At 73.0% G+C, this 26,867-nt stretch carries 22 protein-coding genes; 9 read left to right on the top strand and 13 right to left on the bottom strand.

From position 1 onward, the window contains the following. Positions 1 to 3: 3 nt before the first annotated feature. Together ACZ6TV_RS22095 and ACZ6TV_RS22090 are read left to right on the top strand one after the other, a co-directional pair. On the top strand, positions 4 to 804 hold the full coding sequence (locus ACZ6TV_RS22095; RefSeq protein WP_465299093.1) for a type 1 glutamine amidotransferase: 801 nt from the start codon (positions 4 to 6) through the stop codon (positions 802 to 804). Then, entirely contained in the window at positions 804 to 3,710 is a 2,907-nt protein-coding gene (locus ACZ6TV_RS22090) for a bifunctional [glutamine synthetase] adenylyltransferase/[glutamine synthetase]-adenylyl-L-tyrosine phosphorylase (protein WP_465299092.1), read from the top strand. Before ACZ6TV_RS22095 ends, ACZ6TV_RS22090 begins: the two co-directional genes overlap by 1 nt. A 139-nt stretch (positions 3,711 to 3,849) precedes the next feature. Here ACZ6TV_RS22090 and glnA read toward each other — a convergent pair whose 3' ends face one another. Beyond that, on the bottom strand, positions 3,850 to 5,274 hold the full coding sequence (glnA, locus tag ACZ6TV_RS22085; protein WP_465299091.1) for a type I glutamate--ammonia ligase: 1,425 nt from the start codon (positions 5,272 to 5,274) through the stop codon (positions 3,850 to 3,852). 182 nt (positions 5,275 to 5,456) lie between these two features. On the opposite strand from glnA, the gene ACZ6TV_RS22080 reads away from it, so the two are divergent. Beyond that, complete coding sequence (locus tag ACZ6TV_RS22080; RefSeq protein ID WP_465299090.1) at positions 5,457 to 5,825, top strand: RDD family protein; 369 nt, start codon at positions 5,457 to 5,459, stop codon at positions 5,823 to 5,825. A 3-nt stretch (positions 5,826 to 5,828) separates the two neighbouring features. Here ACZ6TV_RS22080 and ACZ6TV_RS22075 read toward each other — a convergent pair whose 3' ends face one another. Then, positions 5,829 to 6,527, bottom strand: coding sequence for a DUF4191 domain-containing protein (locus ACZ6TV_RS22075; RefSeq protein WP_465299089.1), 699 nt, complete (start codon positions 6,525 to 6,527; stop codon positions 5,829 to 5,831). Positions 6,528 to 6,693: 166 nt separating this feature from the next. After that, positions 6,694 to 7,629: a lipoyl synthase gene (gene lipA / locus ACZ6TV_RS22070; RefSeq protein ID WP_465299088.1), complete on the bottom strand. Its 936-nt coding sequence runs from the start codon at positions 7,627 to 7,629 to the stop codon at positions 6,694 to 6,696. A 100-nt stretch (positions 7,630 to 7,729) separates the two neighbouring features. On the opposite strand from lipA, the gene ACZ6TV_RS22065 reads away from it, so the two are divergent. Next, on the top strand, positions 7,730 to 8,305 hold the full coding sequence (locus tag ACZ6TV_RS22065; RefSeq protein WP_465299087.1) for a DUF6928 family protein: 576 nt from the start codon (positions 7,730 to 7,732) through the stop codon (positions 8,303 to 8,305). 131 nt (positions 8,306 to 8,436) lie between these two features. Here ACZ6TV_RS22065 and lipB read toward each other — a convergent pair whose 3' ends face one another. After that, on the bottom strand, positions 8,437 to 9,069 hold the full coding sequence (lipB, locus tag ACZ6TV_RS22060) for a lipoyl(octanoyl) transferase LipB (RefSeq protein WP_465299086.1): 633 nt from the start codon (positions 9,067 to 9,069) through the stop codon (positions 8,437 to 8,439). 122 nt (positions 9,070 to 9,191) lie between these two features. Between lipB and ACZ6TV_RS22055 the strand changes: the two genes are divergently transcribed. Beyond that, entirely contained in the window at positions 9,192 to 10,406 is a 1,215-nt protein-coding gene (locus ACZ6TV_RS22055) for an extracellular catalytic domain type 1 short-chain-length polyhydroxyalkanoate depolymerase (protein WP_465299085.1), read from the top strand. Here ACZ6TV_RS22055 and ACZ6TV_RS22050 read toward each other — a convergent pair. From ACZ6TV_RS22050 to lpdA, 3 genes are all read right to left on the bottom strand, one after another. Next, positions 10,379 to 11,278 carry a TIGR01777 family oxidoreductase gene (locus tag ACZ6TV_RS22050; protein WP_465299084.1) on the bottom strand — a complete coding sequence of 300 codons (900 nt, stop codon included), beginning with the start codon at positions 11,276 to 11,278 and terminating at the stop codon, positions 10,379 to 10,381. The genes ACZ6TV_RS22055 and ACZ6TV_RS22050 overlap by 28 nt on opposite strands. 95 nt (positions 11,279 to 11,373) lie before the next feature. Further along, positions 11,374 to 13,191 carry a 2-oxoglutarate dehydrogenase, E2 component, dihydrolipoamide succinyltransferase gene (gene sucB / locus ACZ6TV_RS22045; RefSeq protein WP_465299083.1) on the bottom strand — a complete coding sequence of 606 codons (1,818 nt, stop codon included), beginning with the start codon at positions 13,189 to 13,191 and terminating at the stop codon, positions 11,374 to 11,376. A gap of 48 nt (positions 13,192 to 13,239) precedes the next feature. Then, positions 13,240 to 14,622 carry a dihydrolipoyl dehydrogenase gene (lpdA, locus tag ACZ6TV_RS22040; protein ID WP_465299082.1) on the bottom strand — a complete coding sequence of 461 codons (1,383 nt, stop codon included), beginning with the start codon at positions 14,620 to 14,622 and terminating at the stop codon, positions 13,240 to 13,242. Positions 14,623 to 14,792: 170 nt separating this feature from the next. Between lpdA and ACZ6TV_RS22035 the strand changes: the two genes are divergently transcribed. Next, complete coding sequence (locus tag ACZ6TV_RS22035; protein ID WP_465299081.1) at positions 14,793 to 15,101, top strand: hypothetical protein; 309 nt, start codon at positions 14,793 to 14,795, stop codon at positions 15,099 to 15,101. Here ACZ6TV_RS22035 and ACZ6TV_RS22030 read toward each other — a convergent pair. Continuing rightward, positions 15,098 to 16,657 carry a leucyl aminopeptidase gene (locus tag ACZ6TV_RS22030; protein ID WP_465299080.1) on the bottom strand — a complete coding sequence of 520 codons (1,560 nt, stop codon included), beginning with the start codon at positions 16,655 to 16,657 and terminating at the stop codon, positions 15,098 to 15,100. The genes ACZ6TV_RS22035 and ACZ6TV_RS22030 overlap by 4 nt on opposite strands. 117 nt (positions 16,658 to 16,774) lie before the next feature. Here ACZ6TV_RS22030 and gcvT point away from each other — a divergent pair, with 117 nt between their 5' ends. Beyond that, positions 16,775 to 17,872 (top strand): glycine cleavage system aminomethyltransferase GcvT, encoded by a 1,098-nt coding sequence (gene gcvT, locus ACZ6TV_RS22025; protein WP_465299079.1) that lies wholly within the window; start codon positions 16,775 to 16,777, stop codon positions 17,870 to 17,872. Between the two features lie 76 nt (positions 17,873 to 17,948). On the opposite strand, the gene cobS is transcribed toward gcvT, so the two are convergent. Then, positions 17,949 to 18,695 (bottom strand): adenosylcobinamide-GDP ribazoletransferase, encoded by a 747-nt coding sequence (gene cobS / locus ACZ6TV_RS22020; protein ID WP_465299078.1) that lies wholly within the window; start codon positions 18,693 to 18,695, stop codon positions 17,949 to 17,951. After that, positions 18,683 to 20,443: a bifunctional adenosylcobinamide kinase/adenosylcobinamide-phosphate guanylyltransferase gene (locus ACZ6TV_RS22015; protein WP_465299077.1), complete on the bottom strand. Its 1,761-nt coding sequence runs from the start codon at positions 20,441 to 20,443 to the stop codon at positions 18,683 to 18,685. Before ACZ6TV_RS22015 ends, cobS begins: the two co-directional genes overlap by 13 nt. A 106-nt stretch (positions 20,444 to 20,549) precedes the next feature. Here ACZ6TV_RS22015 and ACZ6TV_RS22010 point away from each other — a divergent pair, with 106 nt between their 5' ends. Further along, positions 20,550 to 20,750 carry a hypothetical protein gene (locus ACZ6TV_RS22010; RefSeq protein ID WP_465299076.1) on the top strand — a complete coding sequence of 67 codons (201 nt, stop codon included), beginning with the start codon at positions 20,550 to 20,552 and terminating at the stop codon, positions 20,748 to 20,750. Positions 20,751 to 20,755: 5 nt separating this feature from the next. Then, a complete protein-coding gene (locus ACZ6TV_RS22005; RefSeq protein WP_465299075.1) occupies positions 20,756 to 21,544 on the top strand; it encodes a site-2 protease family protein in 789 nt (262 codons plus the stop codon). 34 nt (positions 21,545 to 21,578) lie between these two features. Here the strand turns inward: ACZ6TV_RS22005 and ACZ6TV_RS22000 are convergent, their stop codons facing one another. The 3 genes from ACZ6TV_RS22000 to ACZ6TV_RS21990 form a co-directional block, all read right to left on the bottom strand. Next, positions 21,579 to 22,577, bottom strand: coding sequence for an aldo/keto reductase family protein (locus ACZ6TV_RS22000; protein WP_465299074.1), 999 nt, complete (start codon positions 22,575 to 22,577; stop codon positions 21,579 to 21,581). Between the two features lie 38 nt (positions 22,578 to 22,615). Beyond that, positions 22,616 to 26,020, bottom strand: a complete 3,405-nt coding sequence (locus tag ACZ6TV_RS21995) for a WG repeat-containing protein (RefSeq protein WP_465299073.1) — start codon at positions 26,018 to 26,020, stop codon at positions 22,616 to 22,618. A gap of 200 nt (positions 26,021 to 26,220) precedes the next feature. Beyond that, a complete protein-coding gene (locus tag ACZ6TV_RS21990) occupies positions 26,221 to 26,844 on the bottom strand; it encodes a DUF3043 domain-containing protein (RefSeq protein ID WP_465299072.1) in 624 nt (207 codons plus the stop codon). Positions 26,845 to 26,867: the final 23 nt, after the last annotated feature.

Here is a 26,867-nt window from a genome sequence, read left to right as displayed (position 1 = left end):
GTCGTGACGATCGAAGGGTCCCCGCGGGGACGGTTGGCGCTCGTGGTGGAGAACGATCCCAGCGACGGCCCGGGGCGCCTCGCCGGCTGGCTGACGGGCGGCGGCCTGGAGCTCGCCGTCGTCCGCCCGCACGCGGGTGACGAGCTCCCCGCCGACCTGGACGGTTACGCCGCCCTCGTCGTGCTCGGCGGCGAGCAGGACGCGTTCCCCGGCCCCGACGGGTCCCGCGCCGCGCCGTGGTTCCCGCAGCTGGACGGCCTGCTGCGCAAAGCGGTCCGGCACAAGGTGCCGACCCTCGCGATCTGTCTCGGCGCGCAGCTGCTCGCCCAGGCGCACGGCGGCACCGTCGAGCGCAGCGCCGCCGGCCCCGAGATCGGGGTGCGGCTCGTCGCCCGCCGCGACGTCGCCGACAACGACCCCGTCTTCGCCGCCGTGCCGTTCGCCCCGGACGTGCTGCACTGGCATGTCGACGAGATCGTCGAGCTGCCGGTCACCGCGACGCTGCTCGCCGCGTCCACGCACTACCCGGTGCAGGCGTTCCGGATCGGGCCGTCCGCGTGGGGCCTGCAGTTCCACATCGAGTGCGACCTGCCGATGTTCGCGCAGTGGGCGATGGACGGCGTCGGCACCCTCGCCGACCTCGGCATCGACCCGATCGAGCTCCTGGAGGGCGTCGAGGCGGCGCTGCCCGACGTCGCCGAGGTGTGGCAGCCGTTCGCCGAGCGGTTCGCCGCCGTCGCGCTCGGCCGCACCCCGCGCGGTGAGGGCGGCCTGCGGTCCCTGCCGCTGCTGGGGCCCTCCTGATGCCCCCCGCCGGCCACCTCGCCCGCTTCGGGTTCACCGACGACGCCCGCTCGTCCGCCCTCGCCGGGCCGGAAGGGCTGCGGCTGTGGGACCCGGAGACCCGCCGCCCCACCGACGACGACGCCGCGACGCTGCTCGACACGCTGTACTTCGCCGCCGACCCCGACCTGGCGCTCTTCCAGCTGCACCGGCTCGTCGAGGCGGCGGGGGAGGAGGTCCGCGACGCCGTCCTCACCGACCGGTCGCTGCGCCGGCGGCTCATCGGGGTGCTCGGCGTGTCCGCGACCCTCGGCGACCTGCTCGTCGCCAACCCCGCGGAGTGGAAGGAGCTGCAGGGCGAGCAGAACCATCGCCCCGCCGGCTACGCCACCCGCGACGCGTCCACGGTCCCGCTCCTGCGCAGCGCGTACCGGCGGGAACTGCTCCGCATCGTCGCCGCCGACCTGACCGGGGCGGCCGACGTCGACGTCACGATGCGCCGCCTGACGGAGCTCGCCGACGCCACCCTGTCCGCGGCCCTGGCCATCGTCACCCTGGAGCACCCCGCGGCCGCCGGCACCTGCACCCTGTCCGTCGTCGCGATGGGCAAGTGCGGCGGGCGGGAGCTCAACTACGTCAGCGACGTCGACGTCGTCTTCGTCGCCGAGCCGTTGAACGGCACCGACGGTGCCGACGTGGAGATGGCCATGCGGGCCGCCAGTACACTCGCCGCCGGCCTCATGGAGATCTGCGGTTTCGTCGCCTGGCCCGTCGACGCCGCCCTGCGCCCCGAGGGCAGCCGCGGCGCGCTCGTGCGGACCGTCACCTCGCACCTGGCGTACTACCGCAAGTGGGCGAAGACGTGGGAGTTCCAGGCGCTGCTGAAGGCCCGCCCCGCCGCCGGCGACCTGGAGCTCGGCGCCCGGTGGCTGGAGGAGCTCCAGCCGCTGATCTGGTCCGCCGCCGAGCGCCCCGAGGCCGTCGACGAGGTCCGGGCGATGCGCCGCCGCATCATCGAGCAGATCCCGCGCGTCGAGCTCGACCGCGAGATCAAACGCGGCCCCGGCGGGCTGCGCGACATCGAGTTCGCGGTGCAGCTGCTGCAGCTGGTGCACGGCCGCGCCGACGAGTCCCTGCGCACCCCGACCACCATCGAGGGCCTGCGCGCCCTCATCGAAGGCGGCTACGTCGGGCTCGCCGACGGTGAGGCGCTGCTGCGGGCGTACCGCTTCCTGCGCACCGTCGAGCACCGCCTCCAGCTGCAACGCCTGCGCCGCACCCACACCGTGCCCGACGACCCGGCCGCGCTGCGCTGGCTCGCGCACGCCCTCGGCTACCGGCCCAACGCCGCCCGCGACGCTGTCGAGTCCTTCCGCGCCGACTGGGTCCGGCACGCGCAGGAGGTACGCCGGCTGCACGCGAAACTGCTCTACCGGCCGCTGCTCGAAGCCGTCGCCAGGGTCCCCAGCGAGCAGCTGCGCCTCACCGCGAGCGCCGCCAAGGCCCGCCTGGAGCTGCTCGGCTTCGCCGACCCCGCCGGCGCGCTGCGCCACATCGAGGCCCTCACCGGCGGCGTGTCCCGGACCGCGGCCATCCAGCGGCAGCTGCTGCCGGTCCTGCTCAGCGAGTTTGCCGACGCCCCCGAACCCGACCGCGGGCTGCTCGCCTACCGGCAGGTCTCCGACAAGCTCGGCAACACCCCCTGGTATCTGCGGCTGCTGCGCGACGAGGGCCCGGTCGCGCTGCGCCTCGCCCGGCTGCTCGCGCTGTCCCGGTACGTCACCGAACTGCTCGTCCACGACCCCGAGGCGCTGCGGCTGCTCGCCGACGACGCCGAGCTCGTGCCCCGCACCGCCGCCCAGCTCGCCACCCAGTTCGCCGCCGCCGCGGCCCGCCACGACGACCCCGAGACCGCGATCAACGCCGTCCGCGCGTCCCGCCGCCGCGAACTGTTCCGCATCGCCTGCGCCGACCTGCTCGGCCTCCTCGACGTGTCCGCCGTCGGCGTCGCCCTCTCCGCCGTCATCGACGCCACGCTCACCGCCACGCTGGGCGTCACGGCCTCGCCCGGCCTGGAGTTCGCCATCGTCGGCATGGGCCGCCTCGGCGGCGAGGAGACCAGCTACCCCTCCGACGCCGACGTCCTCTTCGTCTACGAGCCCCCGCCGGGCATGGCCGACGACGCCGCGAGCGGCCTGGCCCTCACCGTCGCCGAGGACCTGCGCCGCCTCCTCGCCCGCCCCGCCCCCGACCCGCCGCTGGGCGTCGACGCCGACCTGCGCCCCGAGGGCCGCCAGGGCCCGCTGGTGCGCAGCCTGTACGCCTACCAGCAGTACTACGCCCGCTGGTCCAAGGTGTGGGAGGCGCAGGCGCTCCTCCGCGCCCGCCACGTGGCCGGCTCCACCCCGCTCGGCGACCGCTTCCTGGCCCTCGCCGACACGATGCGCTACCCGGACGGCGGCCTCACCCGCGACCAGATCCACGAGATCCGCCGCATCAAGGCCCGCGTCGACAGCGAACGCCTGCCCCGCGGCGCCGACCCCGCCACCCACACGAAACTGGGCCGCGGCGGCCTCGCCGACGTCGAGTGGACCGTCCAGCTGATCCAGCTCCTGCACGGCCGCACCGTCCCCGCCCTGCGCACCCCCCGCACGCTGGCCGCGCTGGCCGCGGCGACCGAGGCGGGCCTCGTCGAGCCGGCCGACGCCGCCGCCCTGCGGGCCGCCTGGGAGCAGGCCTCCAGGGTCCGCAACCTGCTCACCCTGGTCCGCGGCCGGGCCACCGACCAGCTGCCCCGCCAGGGCCCCGACCTGGCCGCGGTGGCCCGCATCCTCGGCGGTGTCGAGCCCCAGGAGTTCCTCGACGAGTACCTGCGGGTGGCCCGCCGGGCCCGCCAGACGGTGGAACGCATCTTCGACACCCACTAGCCGCACCGGCCCGCCACGGCCCGGCCGCCACCGGGCCCGGCGGGACGCGAAACGGCGGTCACGCCGGCCGGTGAGGGCCCGGGCGTGACCGCCGTCTGGAGGAGCTACCCGCCGCGCCGTTCAGCGTGGCGGGGGTGGATCACACGTCGTAGTACATCGCGAACTCGTGCGGGGTAGGGCGGAGGCGGACCGGGTCGACCTCGTTGGCGCGCTTGTAGGAGATCCAGGTGTCGATCAGGTCCTGGGTGAAGACGCCGCCCTCGAGGAGGAAGCCGTGGTCGGCTTCGAGGGTGTTGAGGACCTCGTCGAGCGAACCGGGGACCTGCTTGACGTTGGCGACCTCCTCCGGCGGGAGGTCGTAGAGGTCCTTGTCGATCGGGGCCGGCGGCTCGATCTTGTTCTTGATGCCGTCCAGGCCGGCCATCAGCATGGAGGCGAAGGCCAGGTAGACGTTGGCCGACGGGTCCGGGACGCGGAACTCGACGCGCTTGGCCTTGGCGTTGGTGCCGGTCACCGGGATACGGGTGCAGGCGGAGCGGTTGCGCTGCGAGTAGACCAGGTTGACCGGGGCCTCGTAGCCGGGGACCAGGCGGCGGTAGGAGTTGACCGTCGGGTTGGTGAAGGCCAGCAGCGACGGCGCGTGGTGCAGCAGGCCGCCGATGTACCAGCGGGCCGTGTCCGACAGGCCGCCGTAGCCGGCCTCGTCGTAGAACAGCGGCTCGCCACCCAGCCAGAGGGACTGGTGGGTGTGCATGCCGGAGCCGTTGTCGCCGAAGAGCGGCTTCGGCATGAAGGTCGCGGTCTTGCCGGCGGCCCACGCGGTGTTCTTCACGATGTACTTGAAGAGCTGGAGCTGGTCCGCGGACTGCAGCAGCGTGCCGAAGCGGTAGTTGATCTCGGCCTGGCCGGCGGTGCCGACCTCGTGGTGCGAGCGCTCCACGACGAAGCCGGCGCCGAGGAGGCGCTGGACGATCTGGTCACGCAGGTCGGCGTAGTGGTCGACCGGCGGGACCGGGAAGTAGCCGCCCTTGTACGCGGTCTTGTAACCACGGTTGCCGCCCGGCTCGTCCTTGCCGGAGTTCCACCAGCCCTCGACCGAGTCGATGTAGTAGTACGCCTGGTTGGCGGACGTCTCGTGCCGGATCGAGTCGAAGATGTAGAACTCGGCCTCGGGGCCGAAGTAGGCGGTGTCGGCGATGCCGCTCGACGCGAGGTACGCCTCGGCCTTCTTCGCCACGTTACGCGGGTCACGGGAGTAGGCCTCACGCGTGAACGGGTCGTGGATGAAGAAGTTGAGCGCCAGGGTCTTCTCGATCCGGAACGGGTCGATGAAGGCGGACGTCGGGTCCGGCAGCAGCATCATGTCCGACTCGTGGATCGCCTGGAAGCCACGGATGGACGAGCCGTCGAACGCGAGGCCGTCGCTGAACACGCTCTCGTCGAACGACTCGGCGGGGACATTGAAGTGCTGCATGACGCCCGGCAGGTCGCAGAAGCGAATGTCGACGAAGCGGACGCCCTCGTCCTTCACGTATCGCAGCAGCTCGTCAGAATTGGCGAACACTCGTCCTCCAGGTCGCAGGCAGTACCAGTCTCGTGGTGATCACTTCAGTGTGAAGGTGGCTGGTTGGACGCGACCGTAGAACTGCGCGATTGCCCAGGCATGTCTCGATTGTTTCCACTGTGTTTCGGCGCCGTGGGTTCAGCCGATCATCGACGGCCACCTGTTCGGTAGGCTGACCCGCCGTGGAACTCACCGGCGCATCGCTGTCCAGACGGTTCGGCGCGCTGCTCGTCGACTGGCTGTCTTGCCTGCTCATCACCAGTGCGTTCGCGGATCCGCGGGAGGTCGCGTGGCCCGCGCCGGGACTGCTCCTGGTGGTGTACGCCTTTTTCCTCGGCTTCTTCGGTCAGACGCTCGGAATGCGGCTGTTCAGGATCCGCTGTGTGTCAATGACCACAGGCGGCCCGATCGGCGTGCCCAGGGCGATCCTGAGAGGCGCGTTGCTGCTGCTGGTCGTCCCGGCGCTGATCATGGACAAGGACGGCCGGGGGCTGCACGACAAAGCCGCCGGCTCCTGGGTGGTGTCCGTGGAACCGGCGGCTCCGCGATAGGGCTCAGCGCCCGCGCATCGCCTTGAACGCGCCCTTCGGCGGCTTCATGTTCTTCGGCATCGCGCCGCGCGGCATCTGCGGGCGCGCCGACAGGGCGGTGAGCCGCTTGTCGAGCGCGTTGACGTCCTTGCCGGTGATGGTGCGCGGCAGCCGGACGAGCGTGTTGCGCAGCTTCGCGAGCGGCAGCTGGCCCTCCTCGTTGCCGATCACGAAGTCGCGCAGGTCGGCGTTGCCGATGACCTTGACGAGGCGGCGGCGCTCCTGGTTGATCAGGCCGCGGACCCGGGCCGGGTTGCCCTCGCCCAGGAGGATGACGCCGGGCCGGCCGATGACCAGGTGCACCATGTCGAACTGCGTAGTGGAGACGATCGCGGGGGTGACCCGCCAGTCGCCGCGCATGTTCTCGATGATCGAGGCGGCCGCGCCGGGCTGCCCCTCGGCCTCGCGCATCATCGCCTTCTGCGAGCGCAGGTTGAGCACGATCACCGTGCCCAGCAGCGCCGCGAGGACACCGATCGGCGCCCAGACCCAGGACACGCCGAGGGCGACGGCCACGCCGACGGCGATGAGCGGCACGAGGACCACCACCGCGACCAGCGGGACGAAGAGCTTGTCACGCTTGGCGGTGAAGGAGAACACCATGCCGATCTGCTTGAGCCGAGTGAAGAAGGAAACCTTCTCCGGCTCCTGGGCCTTTGCCATACCACCCACTCTAGTGGGCGACGCTCACACCGCCGCCTTCGGCGTCGGCGTGAGCCGGGGCTGAGCTTCCGGTTCGCGGCCCGAGCCGCTCCGCCGGCCGCTCACACCGCCGCCTTCGGCGTCGGCGTGAGCGGGGGCTGACCTTCCGAATCGCTCCGCCGGTCGCTTACGCCTTCAGCGCCCGGCTGTCGAGGGCCTGCCGGTAGAGCCGGCCGGCCCGGTAGGACGAGCGCACCAGTGGCCCGCTGAGCACCCCGGCGAAGCCGATCTGCTCGGCCTCCTCCCGCAGCTCCACGAACTCCTCGGGCTTCACCCAGCGCTCGACCGGGTGGTGCCGCGGCGTCGGGCGGAGATACTGCGTGATGGTGACCAGCTCGCAGCCGGCCTCGTGCAGGTCGCGCAGCGCCTGGGAGACCTCGGCGCGCTCCTCGCCCATGCCCAGGATCAGGTTGGACTTGGTGACCAGCCCGGCGGTGCGGGCCTGGGTGATCACGTCGAGGGAGCGCTCGTAGCGGAACGCGGGCCGGATCCGCTTGAAGATGCGCGGGACGGTCTCCACGTTGTGCGCGAGCACCTCGGGACCGGCCTCGAAGACCTCGCGGAGCAGCTTCGGCTCGCCGTTGAAGTCGGGGATGAGCAGCTCCACGCCGCAGCCGTCGACGAGGCCGTGGATCTGCCGGACGGTCTCCGCATAGAGCCAGGCGCCGCCGTCGGGCAGGTCGTCGCGGGCGACCCCGGTCACCGTCGCGTAGCGCAGGCCCATCGTCGCGACCGACTCGGCGACGCGGCGCGGCTCGTCGGCGTCGAACTCGGCCGGCTTGCCGGTGTCGATCTGACAGAAGTCACATCGCCGGGTGCACTGGTCGCCACCGATGAGGAACGTCGCCTCCCGGTCCTCCCAGCACTCATAGATGTTGGGACAGCCGGCCTCCTGGCACACCGTGTGGAGGCCCTCGCGTTGCACGAGGCCTCGCAGGTGCGTGTATTCAGGTCCCATCTTCGCGGAGACCTTGATCCACGGCGGCTTGCGCTCAATCGGCGTCTCCGCGTTTCGCGCTTCGATGCGCAGCAGACGACGGCCTTCCGGAACAACGGCGGTCACACGGGAAAGCCTACGCCCGACGCCTGCCCAGCCGCCGGGAACGCGATTGACGTCACGTCTGCGAGGTTTCCCGAGCCGTACACCCGGCAATCACGCAACCGTGGCGTTCAACGACACGTTGGTGGTCTATTCCGACGGCAGCCCGATCGATGTCCTGCGGGCCTGCCCGGTCCTGGACAAGCCCGCCACCCGCCTGCTCGCGCGACGGCTCTTCCCCGGCGCCGAGCTCCAGGAGATCGGCGACGAGCTGCTCGCCGACGCGCTCGACCCGCCGCGGGACGTCGCCTATATCGGCTGTTTCAGCGGCCTGGACCTGGTCTGCAGCTGGGCGCTGACCCCGCAGCGGCCGTCGGAGCTGGCCGACGGGGTGCTGGCGGCGGCCGGGCGCCGGCAGGTGCTGCTGCACGCCGCGCACAGCGACGCCGGATGGTGCAGCTTCGGCCTGTGGCGCGACGGCGTGCTCCTGCGGTCGCTCAGCGTGTGCACGGATCCGGGTGTACTGGAGGACAAGGGCGCGCCGCTGCCCTTCGAGGCGGGCGACGACCCCGTCGCGGACCCTGGGCTCGCCGACCGGTCGCTGCAGGGCCTGCTCGGCTTCAGCTGCGCCGGGCACGACCGCCTCGACGACGTCGACCCGGAGCTGATCCCGGTCGTCGCCTACCGGGTCACCGGCTGAGGCGTGTCTGGTCAGTGGATGCCGGGCTGCGGAGGGCCCAGACGCCGCCTGGATACAACACCGGTATCCCGGCGCGGCCCCAGCCGACGCCTGGACCTCGCCTCGCTCCGACCCCACTGACCAAACACGCCTCAGTGCAGCGTCTGCAGGTGCCGCTCGACGACCGGCAGGAGCTCCTCGACGGTGACGTCCCGGCCCAGCTCGGCGGACAGTGACGTCACGCCCGCGTCGCGGATGCCGCACGGGACGAAGATGTCGTAGCGGGACAGGTCACAGTTGGCGTTGATCGCGAACCCGTGCAGGGTCACGCCCCGCGCGACCCGGATGCCGATCGCGGCGACCTTGCGGTCCGGGCCGCGCCCGTCGGCGCCGACCCACACCCCGCTGCGCCCCTCGACCCGCATCGTGGCCAGGCCGAACTCGGCGCACACGTCGATCAGCAGCTGCTCCATCCGGCGGACGTAGGCGACCACGTCGATCGGGTCCGGGAGCTTGACGATGGGGTAGCCGACCAGCTGGCCCGGGCCGTGCCAGGTGATCTTGCCGCCGCGGTCGACGTCGACGACCGGCGTGCCGTCGAAGGGGCGGTCCTGCGGCTCGGTGCGCTTGCCGGCCGTGTAGACGCTCGGGTGCTCCAGGAGCAGCACCGTGTCGGGTGCCGTGCCGTCCACGACGGCCTCGTGGATCCGCCGCTGCTCGGCCAGGGCCGTCTCGTAGTCGACGAGCCCGGCCCGTTTCACCGCAAAACCCAGAATGCTGGTCACGCCTCAGCCTAACGCCGGTACCCCACCATGCATCCAGGCCAGGAATGTGTGGACAACGGACATAGTGGTGCGTGAAGCGTCACACCTAGCGTGGGCATCCCCCGAGAGGAAAGGGCACCGCCATGCCCCGCTGGTTGCGCATCATCCTGCCCGTGTTCGCCGCCGTCGCGACCGCCGTCGGCCTGACCGTCGTGTCCACCCCGGCCTACGCGGCGACGCTGACGACCGTGTCGAGCTTCGGCTCCAACCCGGGCAACCTCACCATGTACAGCTACCGCCCCGACGGCCTGCCGGCGAACGCGCCGCTGGTCGTGGCCATGCACGGCTGCACCCAGAACGCCACCGACTACTTCAACAACGCGGGCTGGCGCAAGTACGCCGACCTGTGGAAGTTCGCGCTGGTCCTGCCGGAGCAGAAGTCCGGCAACAACAGCTCCAGCTGCTTCAACTGGTTCGAGACCGGCGACACCGCCCGGGGCGGCGGTGAGCCCCTGTCGGTGAAGCAGATGGTCGACTACGCCGCCACGAACTACCAGGTCAACCGCGGCCGGGTGTACGTGACGGGCCTGTCCGCCGGCGCCGCCATGACCGCCGTGATGCTCGCCACGTACCCGGACGTCTTCGCCGGCGGCGCGATCATGGCGGGTATCCCGTACCGCTGCGCCACCTCGATGACGAACGCGTTCAGCTGCATGAACCCGGGCGTCGACAAGACCCCCGCCGCGTGGGGCGACCTGGTCCGCAACGCGTACAGCGGCTACAGCGGCACCCGCCCGCGCGTGTCGATCTGGCACGGCACCTCCGACACCACCGTCGCCCCGGCGAACGCGACCGAGCTGCGCGACCAGTGGACCAACGTCCTCGGCGTCTCGCAGACCCCGACCGCCACGTCGTCGCTGCCCGGCGGCACGTCCCTGGCCAACTACGCCGACAAGGTCAAGGTGTACCTGGTGCAGGGCATGACCCACGCGACCCCGGTCGACCCGGGCAGCGCCACCGAGCAGTGCGGCACCGCCGGCACGTACTACAAGGACACCATCTGCTCCTCGTACTACCAGGCGCTCGACTGGGGCCTCAACGGCGGCGTCGTCCCGCCCACCGGCACGCCGACCGTCTCGCCGACGCCGTCGCAGACCCCGACGTCGCAGCCGACCACCGGACCGTGCGTGCGGGCGTCGAACTACGCGCACGTCACCGCCGGCCGGGCGCACCAGAGCGGCGGCTACGTGTACGCCAACGGCTCCAACCAGGCGATGGGCCTCTACAACGTGTTCACCACGCACGGCCTGCAGCAGACCGGCGCCAACTACTACGTGGTCGCCGACACGGCCTGCTGAAGCGCCGCCCCGACGGTCCGGTGCGCGAACGGGAAACCTTCGCGCACCAGGACCCCGGGCAGCACCCGCTGGCTGGCGAGGGCCTCCCCGCCGAACTCGCCGACGGCGGCCTTCAACGCGATCCCCGGCACCGGCAGCAGGTTGGGCCGGTGCAGCGCCTTGGCGAGGGCGGCGGAGAACTCGGCGTTGGTGACCGGCTCGGGCCCGGTCAGGTTCACCGGCCCGCTCACCTCCCGCTCCAGCAGGAACGACACGGCGCCGAGCCAGTCCGGCACCGACATCCACGGCAGATACTGCCGGCCGTTGCCCATCTTCCCGCCGGCGAACAGCTTGAACTGCAGGTACAGCGGCTTCAGCAGCCCGCCGTCCTTCGCCAGGGGGAAGCCGGTGCGCAGCAGCGCCACCCTGGTCCCGGCGTCCTCGGCGGGGTGGGTCGCGGCCTCCCACACCTGGCACAGGTCGGCGAGGAACCCCTCACCCGGCGGGGACTGCTCGTCGACGGCCCGGTCGCCGGTGTCGCCGTAGAACCCCACCGCGGACGAGTTCAGCAGGACCCGCGGCCGGTGGTCCCCGGCGGCGGCGATCGCCTTCGCGAGGGTCTGGGTGGTGTCGACCCGGCTGCTGCGCAGTGTCCGTTTGTACTGCTCGGTCCACCGCCGGTCGCCGACGCCCGCCCCCGCGAGGTTGATCACCGCGTCCTTGCCGCTCAGGGCGCCCGCGTCCAGCAGCCCCGCGGCCGGGTCCCAGCGCAGCTCACCCTGGGCGCGGGCGGGCCGGCGGACGAGCTGGGTGACCTGGTGCCCGGCGGCGCGCAGGTGCGGCACGAGCCGGCCGCCGAGGAACCCGGAAGCGCCCGCGATGAGGATCTGCATGCGCTCATCTTGCCCAGCGGCAGCCCGCGTACCACAATTCGACGCAAAGAAGGGGCGCCCCGGTCGACCGGGGCGCCCCTTCCTCGATACCGGTGCTACACGCCGAGGTCGGCCTCGAAGTTGCCGCCCTCGAGACGCTCCTTGACCGTGGTGAGGAAGCGGGCGGCGTCGGCGCCGTCCACGATCCGGTGGTCGTAGGACAGCGCCAGGTAGACCATCGACCGCGGCGCGATGATCTCGCCGAGCTCGGGGTCGTTGACGACGACGGCCCGCTTGACGACCGCACCGGTGCCGAGGATCGCCACCTGCGGCTGGTTGATGATCGGCGTGTCGAACAGCGCGCCGCGGCTGCCGGTGTTCGTCAGCGTGAACGTGCCGCCGGTGATGTCGTCCGGGTTGAGCTTGTTGGTGCGGGTCCGCTCGGCCACGTCCGCGATCCGCTTGGCCAGGCCGCCGAGGTTGAGGTCGCCCGCGTTGCGGATGACCGGGACGATGAGCCCCTTCTCGGTGTCGACGGCCATGCCCAGGTGCTCGGCGTCGTGATACGTGACGGTGCCGGCCTCCAGGTCGATCGAGGAGTTCACCGACGGGTGCACCCGCAGGGCCTCGACCGCCGCGAGGGCGAAGAACGGCAGGAACGACAGCTTCACGCCGTGCGTGTCGAGGAACTGCTGCTTGGCCTTCGCCCGCAGCTTCGCCACCTTCGTGACGTCGACCTCGACGACGGTGGTCAGCTGCGCCGACACCTGCAGCGACTCGACCATGCGGCGGGCGATGAGCGCGCGCATGCGGGTCAGCTTCTGGGTCTGGCCGCGCAGCGGGCTCGGCGCCGCCTTGGGCGCGGCCGCCTTCGGCTCCGCGGCGGTGGCCGCGGGTGCGGCGGGAGCCGCGGCGGCCTGCTTGGCCTTCTCGGCGGCGTCGAGGACGTCCTGCTTGCGGATCCGGCCACCGACCCCGGTGCCGGACAGCGTCGACAGGTTGACGCCGTGCTCGCCGGCGAGCTTGCGGACCAGCGGCGTGACATACCCCGCCTCGTCGCCCCCGGCCTTGCCGTTGGCGCTGGGCGCGACCGACGTGGCCGGGCCGGCGGCGACCGGTGCGGCGGCGGCCGGCTTCGTCTGCGCCGGCTGCGCGGGCGCCGGGGCGCTGGCCTGGGCGGGCGCGGCGGCCTGCTTCGGCTCGGGCTTGGGCTCCGCCTTGGGCTCGGGCTTCGGCTCCGCCTTGGGCTCCGGCTTCGGCTCGGGCTTGGGCTCGGCCTTCGGCGCGGGCTGCGACCCGCCGCCGCTGCCGGCCGCGCCGATGACGGCCAGCTCGGCGCCGACCTCCACGGTCTCGTCCTCGGCGACCTTGATCTCCAGCAGGGTGCCGGCGACCGGCGAGGGGATCTCCGTGTCGACCTTGTCGGTGGAGACCTCCAGCAGCGGCTCGTCGGCCTCGACGGTGTCGCCGACCTGCTTGAGCCAGCGGGTGACGGTGCCCTCGGTGACGGACTCGCCCAGCGCCGGCATCTTCAGCGACGTGGCGTCGCCGGCCGGTGCGGCCTGCGCGGCGGGTGCCTCTGCCGGCGCTTCGGCCGGCGCTTCGGCCTCGGCGGCGGGCTCCTCGGCGGGCTCCTCCGCGGCGGGCTCCTCGGCGGCCTCCGCCGGAGCGGGCTCGGCGGCGGCGGGCGCGTCGCCGGCGTCGCCGATGACGGCGAGCTCGGCGCCGACCTCGGCGGTCTCGTCCTCCTGCACCACGATGCGCGTGAGCACCCCGGCCGCCGGTGACGGGATCTCCGTGTCGACCTTGTCGGTGGAGACCTCGAGCAACGGCTCGTCGGCCTCCACCTGGTCGCCCTCAGCCTTCAACCAGCGGGTGACGGTGCCCTCAGTGACGCTCTCGCCCAACCGGGGCATGGTGACCGATACCGGCATATGAACAGTCTCCTCGAACGGTGCGTTTGACGGTCGGGTCCCAGATGATCAGTGGACGTGCAGCGGCTTGCCGGCGAGCGCCAGGAACGCCTCACCGATCGCCTCGTTCTGCGTGGGGTGCATGTGCACGAGCGGGGCGACGTCGCCCGGGAAGGCCTCCCAGTTGTAGATCAACTGGCCCTCACCGATCAGCTCGCTCACGCGCGCGCCCACCATGTGGACGCCGACGACGGGGCCGTCCTTGACCCGGACCAGCTTCACGAAGCCGGCGGTCTTCAGGATCTGGCTCTTGCCGTTGCCCGACAGGTCGTACTGCAGCACCTCGATCTTGTCGCCGTGCAGCTCGCGGGCCTTCGACTCGTTGAGCCCGACGGACGCGACCTCCGGCTCGGAATACGTCACGCGGGGGATGCCGGCCTCGTCGATCACCTGCGGGTGCTGCCCGGCGATCTCCTCGGCGACGAAGATGCCCTGCTGGAAGCCGCGGTGCGCGAGCTGGACGCCGGGCACGATGTCGCCGACGGCGTAGACGCCGGGGACGCTGGTGCGCAGGCGCTCGTCGGTGATGACGAACCCGCGCTCCATCTTCACGCCCTGCTCCTCGTAGCCGAGGCCGGCCGTCGTCGGGCCACGGCCGACGGCGACGAGCAGCAGCTCCGCCTCGATCGTCTCGCCGCCCTGGATCGTCACCTTGATGCCGTCGCCGCTGCGCTCGACCTTCTCGAACGGCTTGCCGACCTTGAACTTGACGCCGCGCTTGCGGAACGCCCGCTCCAGGGCCTTGGAGCTCGCCTCGTCCTCGACCGCGATGAGCCGCGGGAGGGCCTCGACGATCGTCACGTCGACCCCGAAGGACTTCCACGCGCTGGCGAACTCGCAGCCGATCACACCGCCGCCGAGGATCACCGCCGACGCGGGCACGTGGTCCAGGGCCAGGGCGTGCTCGCTCGTGAGCACCCGCTCGCCGTCGACCTCCAGGCCGGGGAGGGTCTTGCTGTAGGAACCCGTCGCCAGGACGACGTTCTTGCCCTTGTACCGCGTGCCGGACACCTCGACCGTGTCGGCGGCGACGAGCCGGCCCTCGCCCTCGATCAGCGTCACCTTGCGGGCCTTCGCCAGGCCCTGCAGCCCCTTGTAGAGCTTGCTGATGACGCCGTCCTTGTAGGCGTTGACCGCCTTCATGTCGACGCCGTTGAGCGTCGCCAGGACGCCGAACTGCTCCGCCTCGCGGGCCGCGTCGGCGACCTCACCGGCGTGCAGCAGCGCCTTGGTCGGGATGCAGCCGCGGTGCAGGCAGGTGCCGCCGAGCTTGTCCTTCTCGACCAGGCCGACGGACAGGCCGAGCTGCGCCGCGCGGAACGCCGCCGCGTAGCCGCCGCTGCCGCCGCCCAGGATCAGGACGTCGAAGGAGTTGGCGTGTGGGTCGCTCACGAATTCTCCCAGGTGATGCACGGACCTGTTGGGTCCGTGATGGCATGACGATCCTTGGCCATCTTGTCACCACCCTTGTCCGCCTGCGACGGTAGGTGCCCCGACGGCGCACGCCGGGTGCCCGGTCGCACGGGATCGCCGCGGGATCTTCACGGGGAGGGAAACGGATCGTGGCCTGGTTCCGCCGGAGTAGACCCGCCGCAGGTGGACGCAGTTCGAGCCGCGAAGCGCTGCGGCATCTGGAGGAGTTCGTGCGGTCTCGGCGGGGCGTCGAAGGGTTCATCGAGCCCCGCACCACAGTGACAGAAACGACACTGTTGCTGATCGCACACGACGGCGAGTGGACCCGCCGCCGCGTGGACGACCCTCAGGCGGCACGGCAGTTCGCGCACCGGCTGAGCATGCCGATCTACGACGTCGCCCTGGTCGGCTACCCGCAGCGGATGCGCGACTACAACGCCCGCAACAAGCAGCCCTAGGCTTCCGCGGCGATCTCCTCGACCAGGCTGATGAGGGTGCGCACCGGCACGCCGGTGCCGCCCTTCGCCCAGTAGCCGAACGCCTCGCCGGAGTGGTAGCTCGGACCGGCGATGTCGATGTGCGCCCACTGGACACCCTCGGCGACGAACTCGGACAGGAACACGCCGCCCTGCAGCATGTGCCCGGCCCGGTCCATGCCCGCGTTGACCTGCGAGATGTCGGCGACCTCGGAGTCCATGCCCTGGCGCACGTCGTCCGGCAGCGGCATCGGCCACGCCGGCTCACCGGTCCGCCCGCCCGCGTCGCGGACCCGCTCGCACAGCTCAGGCGTGCCCATGACCCCGGCGATCCGCTTGCCGAGCGCGATGACCTGCCCGCCGGTCAGCGTCGACACCTCGAACAGGTAGTCGGGCTCGTCCTCGCAGGCGCGGGCGATCGCGTCGCCCAGGATCATGCGGCCCTCGGCGTCGGTGTTGAGCACCTCGACCTTGTGCCCGTTGTACATCGTCACGACGTCGCCCGGCCGGTACGCGCTGCCGGACGCCATGTTCTCGGCCATCGGCGCGTACGCGACGACGGCAACCTTCGGCTTCAGCGCCGCGATCGCGATCATCGTCGACACGACCGCCGCCGCGCCCGACATGTCGGACTTCATCTCCCACATGCCCGCGGCCGGCTTGATGGACACGCCGCCGGTGTCGAACGTGATGCCCTTGCCGACCAGCGCCACCCGGCGGGTCGCGCCCGCCGGCTCGTACGCGATGCGCACCAGCCGCGGCGCGGCGGCCGATCCCAGCCCGACGGCGAGGATGCCGCCGTAACCCTGCTTCGCGAGGGCCTTCTCGTCCAGGACGGTGACGTCCAGCTGCGCCGCCGTCGCGGCCTCGGCGGCCTGCTCGGCGAACTGCGGCGGCCGCAGGTCGTTGGGCGCGGTGTTGATCCAGTCGCGGGTGCGGGTCACCGCCGCCGTGACCGTGCCGGACCGCTTCACCGCCGCCTTGGCGAGCTTCGCCGTGGCGTCGGGCACGTGCACGACGACCTTGCGGACCGGGTCGCGGCGCGCCGCGGACGGCTTCGTCTTGTAGCCGTCGAAGCGGTACGCCCCCAGCGCCGCCCCCTCGGCGACGGCCCGCACACCGGCGGTCAGCTCGTCGTCGGTGGGCACGTCGCGGTCCGACAGCGGCAGCACGAGCGCCACCGACGCCGACCCCGCCAGGGCGCGGGTCGCGGCACCGGCGGCCCGGCGCAGCGTCTCCGCCGCCGGCGCGGCACCCGACGGCTCCGCGCCGAGCCCGACCGCCACGACCAGCGGCGCCGTCACGGCACCGAACGCGGCGACCTTCGTCACCTCGCCGACCGCGCCGGTCGCGCCGAGCACGTGCAGCGTCTCCGCCAGCCCGCCGCCCGGCCGGTCGCTGAACGCCGCCGCGACGCTCTCGGCGCCGGAGGCGAGCAGCAGCTTGGCGCCACCGCCGTCATGTGCGTACACACCGACGACCACGGCGTCGACGGCGAGTTCGGCGGGGTCGGTGTCGACCAGGTTCAGGGCGGTCACTCGGGCTCCACATCACTGGTGGTGTTCTGCGTCAGCGTCGGCTGCGGTGGTACCGCACCTTCAGCATGCCGCCGAATCGGGTGCTGGACACGATAACCAACGCGATAGGTTGCGGGCATGACGCAACCCTTGCGGCACCCCGCGTTGTATCACCGCCATGCGGCGCTCGGTGCCAAGTTCGCGGCGTTCGGTGGCTGGGACATGCCGCTGGAATACGCCGGAGGCGGCGTGCTCAAGGAGCATACGGCGGTCCGCGAGGACGCCGGCGTGTTCGACGTGTCGCACCTGGGCAAGGCCCGCGTGCGCGGCCGCGGCGCGGCCGACTTCGTCAACCGCTGCCTCAGCAACGACCTCAATCGTATCGCCGCAGGTCAGGCCCAGTACACCCTGTGCCTGTCCGAGGACGGTGGCGTGGTGGACGACCTCATCGCGTACCGGTTCGGCGACGACGACGTGTTCCTCATCCCGAACGCGGCGAACACCGCCGAGGTGGTCAGCCGCCTCGTCGCGGCCGCGCCGACCGGCATCAGCGTGGTCGACCAGCACGAGCTCTTCGCCGTCCTCGCCGTGCAGGGCCCCCGCTCCGCGGAGCTGCTCGCCGGCCTCGGCCTGCCCACCGGCCACGACTACATGAGCTTCACCGTCTCGGCCTTCAACGGCCATGACGTGGTCGTGTGCCGCACCGGGTACACCGGCGAGCACGGCTATGAGCTGGTCGTGCCCTCCCACGACGCCCACGGCCTCTGGGACGCGATCGTCGAGGGCGGTGCCCGCCCGTGCGGCCTCGCCGCCCGCGACACGCTGCGCACCGAGATGGGCTACCCGCTGCACGGCCAGGACCTGTCGCTGTCCATCACCCCCGTCCAGGCCCGGTCCGGCTGGGCCGTCGGCTGGGGCAAGGACCAGTTCTGGGGCCGTGACGCGCTCCTGGCGGAGAAGGCGGCCGGCCCGCGCCGCCTCCTGTGGGGCATCGAGGCCCTGGACCGGGGCATCCCGCGCGCCCACATGAGCGTCCTGGCGGCCGACGGCGACACGGCCATCGGCGAGGTCACCAGCGGCACCTTCTCACCGACCCGCAAGGTCGGCATCGGGCTCGCCCTGATCGACACCGCCGCGGGCGTCGCCGAGGGCGCGGAGGTCGCCCTCGACGTCCGCGGCCGCCGCTCGCAGGTCCGCGTCGTGAAGCCGCCGTTCGTGCCGTCGAACGTGCGCTGAGCCGTGGTCCGGGTGGGGCCGCCGGCAGGTGGTCCCACCCGCCCCCGGCCGCGGGCTGCGCGGACGCGTGACTGGGTCAGGGGGCGGTGGCGAGGACCAGCCAGGCGGTCATCGTGGCCAGCTCCACCGCCGCGCCGATCACGTCGCCGGTGACGCCGCCGAGACGGCGGTGCGCGTGGCGGGTGAGGGCCCAGGCGGCGGCCGCGGCCAGCAGGACCGCCAGGGGGCCGCGGACCGGGTCGGCCAGGGCGGCGGCCGCGGCGACGAGCAGCGTGACCAGGGCGACGGCGGTGCGCGGCAGGGTCTGCGCGACCAGGGCGCCGAGGCCGTCCGGGCGGGCCGCGGGCAGGCCGGCGCGGCAGGCGACGGTGGCGCCGAGGCGGCCGGCGGCGGTGCCCGCCGCGACCAGTGCGAGGGCCTCCGGCCACGGGCGGGCGTAGACGCTGGTCAGGGCGGCCACGTCGAGCAGCAGGACGGCCACGATCGCCACCACGCCGAACGGTCCGATATCCGACTTTTTCATGATGTCGAGCGCTTTGCCGGCGGGCTGGTACGAGCCGAGACCGTCGGCGGTGTCGGCGAGGCCGTCCAGGTGCAGGGCACGGGTGCACACCGCCGCCAGCGCCACCGTCGCCGCGGCCGCCATCAGGGGCGACCCGCCGCCGAGGCGGAGCCCGAGCGCGAGGCCGCCCAGGACACCCCCCAGCAGGACGCCGACCAGCGGCGCCAGCGCCATCGCCGTGCGGGCCGTCGCCCGGTCGAAGCGGGCGACGCCGGCCGGGGCGACGGTGAAGAGGGTCAGGGCGAGCCTCAGGCCTCCCACGACGGTTTCACGTAGGGCATCTCGGCGGTGGGGGAGTCGGCGACGACCCGCTGGATCTCCGCCTCGATCCGCTCCTGCTCGGTGAGCCCGTCCTCCGGCTCGGCGACCGGCTCGCGGGGCGGGGTCGCCGCGGCCAGCGTGAGCGCCGTGTTGATCAGCGGCAGCGCCATCAGCGACGTGCCGCCCTCGCCGAGTGCCAGCTTGAGCTGCAGGAAGGGGGCGACCCCGAGCACGTCGGCGGCGAGCTTCACCGTCGGGTTCTCGCCGTGGTCGGCCATGAGCAGCCAGTGCCGGGTCTGCGCGCCGTAGTCGCGGGCGACGAGGCCCGCGGCGACGCCGACCGGGCCGTCGATCATGACGGGCAGGCGGCGGGACGCGGCGCCGAGGAGGATGCCGGTGGCGACCGCGATGTCGCCGCCGCCGAGCATCGACAGGACGGTGTGCGGCTCGCGGCTGCGGGCGCGGATGCGGTGCCGGGCGTCGCGGACGGCGGCGACCTTGCGGATCCAGGCGGCGTCGTTGACGAAGCCGGACGCGTCGACGACCCGCCCGAGCATCGCGGCCGGCTCACCGCCGGTGAGGACGGCGACGATCGCCGCGGCGGCCGCGTCGGAGCCGGCCCCGCACGCGGCGAGGACGAGCACGTCGACGCCCTCGTTGGCGGCGGCGTCGGCGAGCCGCCAGCCGAGCGTCAGAGCCGCGTCGACGCTGCTGTCGTCGAGGGCGTCGTGCAGCTCGGCCGGGCCCGCCTCCGGGCAGTCGATCGCCTGGACGCTGGCCCCGGCGGTCGCGGCGAGCACGGCCAGGGTGCCGGTGCCCTCCACGACGTCCTCGAGGCGCCGGTCGGCGGCGGCGGCCGAGTCGCCCGCGGCGAACCCCCCGGTCCGGTCGCCGCGCAGGACGAGGACCCGCGGCCGCTGCCAGGGGCGCGGGTCGGGCCGGCCCTGGGTGCCGCCGGCGAAGCGGACGACGGGCACGAGCCCGCCCAGGCCCGCGCCGTTGAGGCGGAGGGTGAGGAGCCGTTCGCCGGCCTCGGCCGCGGTCGACTCGTCGGGCAGCGGCAGCTCCATGCCCGGCTGGAACGACAGGGTCTCGCCGCTGTCGGCGGTCGACAGGACCGCGCCGGCGACGGTGCCGGAGAACTCGAACGGGGCGGGCGCGGGGGCGGGCACGAACCGGCCGCCGGCGTGGCCGACCTCCGAGCCGCCGCGCAGCCAGGTGACCTCCCCGGCGACGACCATCGCGACGCCGTCGCTGGCCGCCGCGACCCGCTGGTTGAGCAGCCCGTTGGCGTCGGCGAACGTGCGGCCGGCCTGCGTCGTCGGTACCAGGGCCAACCCGACCTCGGGGGCGACCAGCACCAGCAGCGCGGCCGGGCAGGCCCGCACCGCGTCGCCGAGCGCCGTGATCCGGCTGTCGAGGGCGCCCGGGTCGGCCCAGTCGCCGGCCGCGTCGAACATCGCCGTGAGCCATCCGCCCAGGTCGTCGACGAGCAGGACGTCCTCGGGCTTCGCGCTGTGCAGGAGGTCCGCGAGGCGGTCCGGCTCGGCGCCGACCTCCTCGGTGCTCCAGCCGGCGGGACGCCTGGCCCGGTGCCGGGTCAGCCGCGCCGACCACGCCTCGTCAGGGAGTCCACCGGGATGCTCCGGCGCGGTCGCGACGTAGCGCACCCGCTCCGCGTCCGCGACGAGCGACTCCGCTACTTCCGACTTCCCGGACCGGATTCCACCGAGCACCAGCAACCGCATGCCCCGTACTTTATGGCCAGGGGTTCACTTTCCGGTGGGCGGCATCGGCACATCGGCGTCAGCCCGATACGCTCGAAACTACCTACCTGGGACGGGAGCGTGACTGATGGCGTGGACATGGCAGTTCGAAGACGCTGAGAGCCGGACGGTCGACGGCCCGAACGAGGCGTTTTCCAGCCAGTCCGACGCGGAGTCCTGGCTTGGCCAGAGCTGGCGTGAGCTGGTCGCCAAGGGTGCGACGACCGCGATCCTGGCCGAGGACGAGCGCACGGAGTACAAGATGAGCCTCCTGCCGGCGGGGGGCTGACGGCGATGGCGTTCGGCCGGTCGCCGGGCCGGGTCGGGGGACTGCCCCGGGAGGCGTTCCGGCCGAGCGCGCTGTTTCTCGGGATCCTCGCGGCGTTCGTCATCTCCGGATGGCTGACGTGGACCGGGTTCGGCGACCCGGGGATCGACGTGTTCCTCTTCGTCGCGACCGGCTGGACCGTTTCGCTGTGCCTGCATGAGTACGCGCACGCCCTGGTCGCCTTCAAGGGTGGCGATCATGACGTGGCGCACCGTGGCTATCTGACACTCGACCCGATGAAGTACGCGCACCCGCTGCTGTCGATCGTGCTGCCGGTCGTGTTCCTGCTGATCGGCGGCATCGGCCTGCCGGGCGGGGCGGTCTGGGTCAACCACGCGGCGATCCGCAGCCGCTTCATGGACAGCCTGATCAGCTTCGTCGGGCCGGCCACCAACATGGTGCTCGCCGTCGTGCTGGTCCTGCCGTTCGCGCTGGGCATGGACAACGGCGGCGACCCGGCGTTCTGGGCCGGCCTGGCGTTCCTGGCGTTCCTGCAGCTGACGGCGAGCATCCTCAACTTCGTGCCGATGCCGGGCGTCGACGGCGGCAACCTGCTCTTCCCGTGGCTGAGCCCGCAGTGGCAGCGCGGCTTCAACCACGTCGCGCCCTACGGGATGCTGCTGCTCATCGCGCTGCTGTGGTCGCCGGTCATCAACGACTGGTTCTTCACCGTCGTCCTGGGCATCGGCGACGTGCTCGGCCTGCCGCAGCGCGAGGTCAGCACCGGCTTCCAGCTCTTCAGGTTCTGGTCGTGAGCGTGGCCCCCTGCGAGCAGGGGGCCACACCCGATCACGGCCGCTTGGCCGGGCTCTGCGTCTTGCCGGGGTCCCGCTCCACGACCGCGTCGAGGACCTCGTCGATGCGCTTGAGCAGCTCCGCGTCGAGCTTCACGCCCGCCGCCTTCACGTTGTCCTGCAGCTGCTCCGGCCGGGTCGCCCCGACGATCGCCGAGGACACGTTCGGGTTCTGCAGCACCCACGCCACACCGAGCTGCGCCATCGTCAGCCCGGCCTGCTCGGCGAGCGGCTTGAGCTGCTGGACGGCGGTGAGGACCTCGTCGCGCAGCAGCCCGGAGATGAAGTTGGCGCCCGACTTCTCGTCGGTGGCCCGCGACCCCGCCGGCGGCGGCTGACCCGGCTGGTACTTGCCGGTCAGGACACCCTGGGCGAGCGGCGACCACACGATCTGCCCGATGCCGAGCTCCTCGGACGCCGGGACGACCTCGGCCTCGATGACCCGGTACAGCGCCGAGTACTGCGGCTGGTTGGACACCAGCTGGACGCGCAGCTCCCGGGCCAGCGCGGCGGCGGCGCGGATCTCGTCGGCCCGCCACTCGGAGACGCCGATGTAGTGCGCCTTGCCGCTGCGCACGACGTCGGCGAACGCCTCCATCGTCTCCTCGAGCGGCGTCGAGTAGTCGTAGCGGTGTGCCTGGTACAGGTCGACGTAGTCGGTCTGCAGCCGCCGCAGCGAGCCGTCGATCGACTCCATGATGTGCTTGCGGGACAGGCCACGGTCGTTGCGGCCGGGACCGGTCGGCCAGTAGACCTTGGTGAAGATCTCCAGGCCCTCGCGGCGCTGACCCTTCAGCGCGTCGCCGAGCACGACCTCCGCCCGGGTGCCGGCGTAGACGTCGGCGGTGTCGAAGGTGGTGATGCCGAGGTCGAGGGCGGCGTGCACGCAGGCGGTCGCCTGCTCCGCCTCGACCTGCGAGCCGTGGGTGATCCAGTTGCCGTACGAGATCTCGCTGACGAGCATCCCGGACCGGCCGAGGTGACGAAACTCCATACCCTCTTGCTTACAGGACCGGACGGCCGGCCGTACAACTACATGACCGGCCGGGTGTCGGCGAGCAGCCGGTCGATCTCGTCAGTCACGCCCATCCGGCTCGGGAACGTGGCCTCGATCACGGTCCGGCCGCGCCGGTCGAGCGCGCCCCAGCGCTGCGAGTCGTCCGCGATCAGGAACGCGACCGGGTGGATCATCAGCGTGTGGTGGATCGGTGGCACCAGGACGCGCCCGGACCGGTCCACGACCCCCTTGCGCCCGTCGAGGGACACCACGGCGAGACCTTCGTCACTGAAGCCGTCGATGTACCGGCCGTCGAGCAGCGCCGTGGCGAACCCGTCGTACTGGAACGACACGACGACCCGGCCGATGCTGTCGACGGCGCCCCAGTGCTCGCCCCGCCGGACCGCCGCGACTCCCCGCCGGAACGGCCGGACGTCGTCGAACCCGGTCGAGATCAGCACCGCGTTGGTCTTGTCGATCGCGATCCACCGGTTGGTGCCGTCCCGCGACACCCAGGCGACGCCGTCGGAGAAGCTGCCGACGCCGAGGTACCCGGCGGCCGGCTCGATGAGCAGCTTGCCGGTGTCGTCGATGAGCTCCCAGTTCTGCGACCCCTGCCGCTGCACCCAGGCGACGCCGTCGCGGAACGGCTGCACGTCGAGGTACCCGGGCCCGATGCAGAAGTTGCCGTCGGGCTCGATGTAGCCCCAGCGCTGGGTCTGCTCGTCGAACGCCGGCGCCGGTGACCTGCGGATCTGCAGGATGTCCTCGCGGCTGCGCGGGTACGGCCCCCAGCCCTTCTCCGCGACCCGCCGGAACACCGCATCGAGGGCCAGCTCGGTCTGCGCGATGAGCTCAGGGTCTTCTTCCTTGCGCAGGTCGAGGGCCCGTTCGAAGTGGTTGCAGGCCTCCATGTACCGGCCCTGGTCGTAGGCGCACTTGCCGGCGTGCTGGTGCATGGTGGCCCGCAGCCGGTCCGGCAGCTCGCTGGAGTTGGCGAGCGTGAACAGCCGGTCGGCCTCCTCGAACTCCTCCCGCCACTGCAGCACGTGCGCGAGCCGCGCCTGGGCGATCGCGATGCGGCGCAGCTCACCGGTGGCCTCGGCGTGCGCGAGGGCGAGCTTGCCGTCGGCGAACGCCTTCGGCAGGTCGCCGAGGATCCGCGACACCACGGCGCGCAGGCTCAGCAGCCGGGCCCGGGTCGGGTTGTCCTCGACGCGGTTCAGCTTCGTGGTCAGCGAGTCGCGGATCTCGGTGAGCTCCTGCACCTCGTCGCCCTCGATCTGCTCACGCAGCGTGTCGGGGTCGAAGCGCCACACGTAGCCGGCGAGGACCTGCTCCGGGTCGGGTCCCGCGGTGTCCTCGGCCTTCGCCTCGCCCGGGGTCTCGCCGCGGGTCTCGCTCCTTGCGGGCGCCGGCGAGGCCGGCAGCAGCGCCGCGAGCTCGGCCGGGAACCCTTCCGCGCCGGGCCGCACGATCGGCAGGTAGCCCGTCGCCTGCAGCCCGTCGACCCCGGCACCGGTCAGCGGCGCGGAGCGGTAGGCGTCCATCGCCGTCTGCTGCACCGCGGCGGCTCCCTCGGCTTCGGGCGGCTGCGCCGGTACGTCCACCGCCTGCGCCTCCGGTGCCGCGCCTCCGGCGGGCCCGAAGGCGTTGAACGGCGCGTCCGGCGCGTCCAGCGGCGGTGCGCTCATCGGCCGCACGGTCACCGGAAGGAGCTCGTCGGCGGGCAGCTGCTCGACCGCCGGCGGCCCCGCCTGCTCCGGCACCAGGCCCTGCGCCGGCCCTGCGTGGGGCGGCCCCTGGGGCGGCCCGGCGGGGGACGGCCCGGCGTGGGACGGCCCCGCGTGAGGCGGTGTGGCCTGGGCCGGCACGGCGGAGACGGGGGCCACCGAGACCGGCGCGGCGGAGACCGGGGCGGCCGACACGGGGACGGACGACACGGGAGCGGCGGACACGGGAGCCGACGAGACAGGTGCGGCCGAAACGGGTGCGGACGACACGGGGTGGTTGCCGGGGTCGGCATTCCAGCTCGGGGCCGAGGACACCGGCCGGTTGCCCAGGTCGTCCTGCCAGTCGTGGCCGGCCGCCGGCGGATGCGGCGCCGAGGACACCGGAGCCGCCGAGACCGGGGCTGCCGAGACCGGCGCCGACGACACGGGTGCGGCGGACACCGGCCGGTTCGCCATGCCCTGGTCGCCGTGGACCGGCTCGGGCTGGACCGGCGCGCCGTACGTCCGTGCGGCCGGCGCGCCCTGCTGCGGTGCGCCGTACGTGCGTCCCTGCGGCGGCGCGCCCTGCTGACCCGGACCGCCGTGCGAGGGCGGGGCCGTGTGCTGGGCCGGGGTGCCGTAGACCGTGGAGCGGCCCTGACCGCCGTACGTCGTCCCGGCCGGCGGTGCGCTCATCGGCGCGTCGACCGGCGGCGGGGCGCCGTAGACCGTGGCCCGGCCCGCGCCGGCCTGACCGGCCGGGGCGGCCGTCCCGGCGGCACCGCGGCGCACCCGGGGGACCTCGTCGGTCGGCTCGTCCAGGGCGGGGTTGCGCGGCCGGCCGTGCCCCTGCTGCTGGGGACGCCCGTGCCCGGCCGGCGGGCCGTCGTACCCACGCCGGTCGTCATAGGGACCGTCATAGCCGCGCCGCGGGTCGCCGCGCCGGTCGTCGTGCGGGGCGTCGTACCCGCGCCGGTCGTCGTGCGGGGCGTCGTAGCCGCGCCGGCCGTCGTGCCCGCGCTCGTAGGGGCCGTCGTAGCCGCGCCGGTCGTCACGCGGGCCGTCATAGCCGCGCCGGTCGTCGTGCGGGGCGTCGTAGCCGCGCCGGTCGTCGCGCCCCTGCTGCGGGTGCCGGCCCTGCGGGTAGCCCTGCTGCGGGTGCGGCTGGCCCTGATACCCGCCCTGCTGAGGACGCCCCTGCTGGGGGACCGGCGGCGGCTGGTACCCCTGCGGCGGCTGCTGGCCGGGATGCCCGTGCTGACCGGGGTGCTGCACCGGATAGCCACCCTGCTGCGGCCCCTGCGCCCACCGCGGCTGCGGCGCGCCGTGCTGGCGGCCGCGCTCGTCGCCGGGCCCGCCGCGGAAGTCGCCGCCACGCGGGTCGCCGGACCGTGGATCACCGGAGCGTGGATCGCCGGAGCGTGGATCGCCGGTGCGCGGGTCGCCGGTGCGCGGGTCGCCGGGCCCGCCGCGGAAGTCGCCGCCGCGCGGGTCGGCCGTGCGCGGGTCGCCGGAGAAGCGTGGGTCGCCATACTGCCGGCCCTGCCCGCGGCGGCCGGACGGGTCGTCGCCCCGCTGCTCGCCGCCCTGGTGCTCAGGCCCGCCGCGGCCCTGCGGCGACTGCTCGTCGCGGCGCTGCTCCGGCACCCGGCCCCACGGCATCGTCGGCACTGCGGCCCAGGTGGGCGCGGCGGTTCCCGGCTCTTCCCCCGGGTACTCGTCGCTCACAGCTTCGCTCTCCTCGCCCCGCTCCGGCACCATCATGCACCGGCGCTCGCCGCACGCCTACCCGGTGAAATCGTGGTCCGGTCGCGAAGGGAGGGTACGGCTTAGGAGCCGTCCAACGCCACCGTAGGGCGGGGCGCCGCCGCCGAATCGTTGTCGCCCCGTCGCCGCCCGGCCGGCCTGATCCGCCCGCTGTGCGGAGGTCAGATCTTGGCGCCGACCTTCACCTGCGGTTTCGGGTTGCGGATGAAGCGGAACGAGATGGCCCGCATGATCGCGTAGAAGTACAGCCGGCCGAGCTTCTCGGTCGAGCTGGGGAAGCGCTCCTTGACGAGCCGCTTGATGGTGCGGGAGATCAGGAAGCTGTCGATCGCGGTCGCGACCGCCATGACCCCGAAGAGGGCGTTGGCGGCGAAGTAGATGCTCGGGTTGAGGTTGCGGTTGAAGCCCACGAGCATCACCACGAACGTGGTGCCGAAGAAGAACGTGCCGATGGTCCGCCGGGAGTCGACGATGTCGCGCACCAGGCGCCGCTCGGGGCCCTTGTCGCGGGGGAGCAGGTAGCGCTCCTCGCCGTTGGCCATGCCCTCGCGGGCCTCGAGCCGCTCGGCCCGCTGCCGCTCCCGCATCTTCTTGGCGGCCTCGCGCCGGTTCGCCGCGGGCGGCTCGGCGACGCGCCGGCCGGCCACGACCCGCTTCGGGGTGGTCTTGCCCAGGTCGCGCTTGCTCAGCGTCTGGCGCTTACCGCTCGCGACCTCGGACGCCTCGGGCTCGGCGGCGGGCGCCTCGGCGGGCTCTGCTGACTTACGGGAAAACAACGACGGCACGCCGTGAAGGGTAGCGGACAGTA

The organism is Dactylosporangium sp. NPDC051087, assembly GCF_055586325.1.
This window is presented reverse-complemented; position numbering and strand designations above follow the sequence as displayed.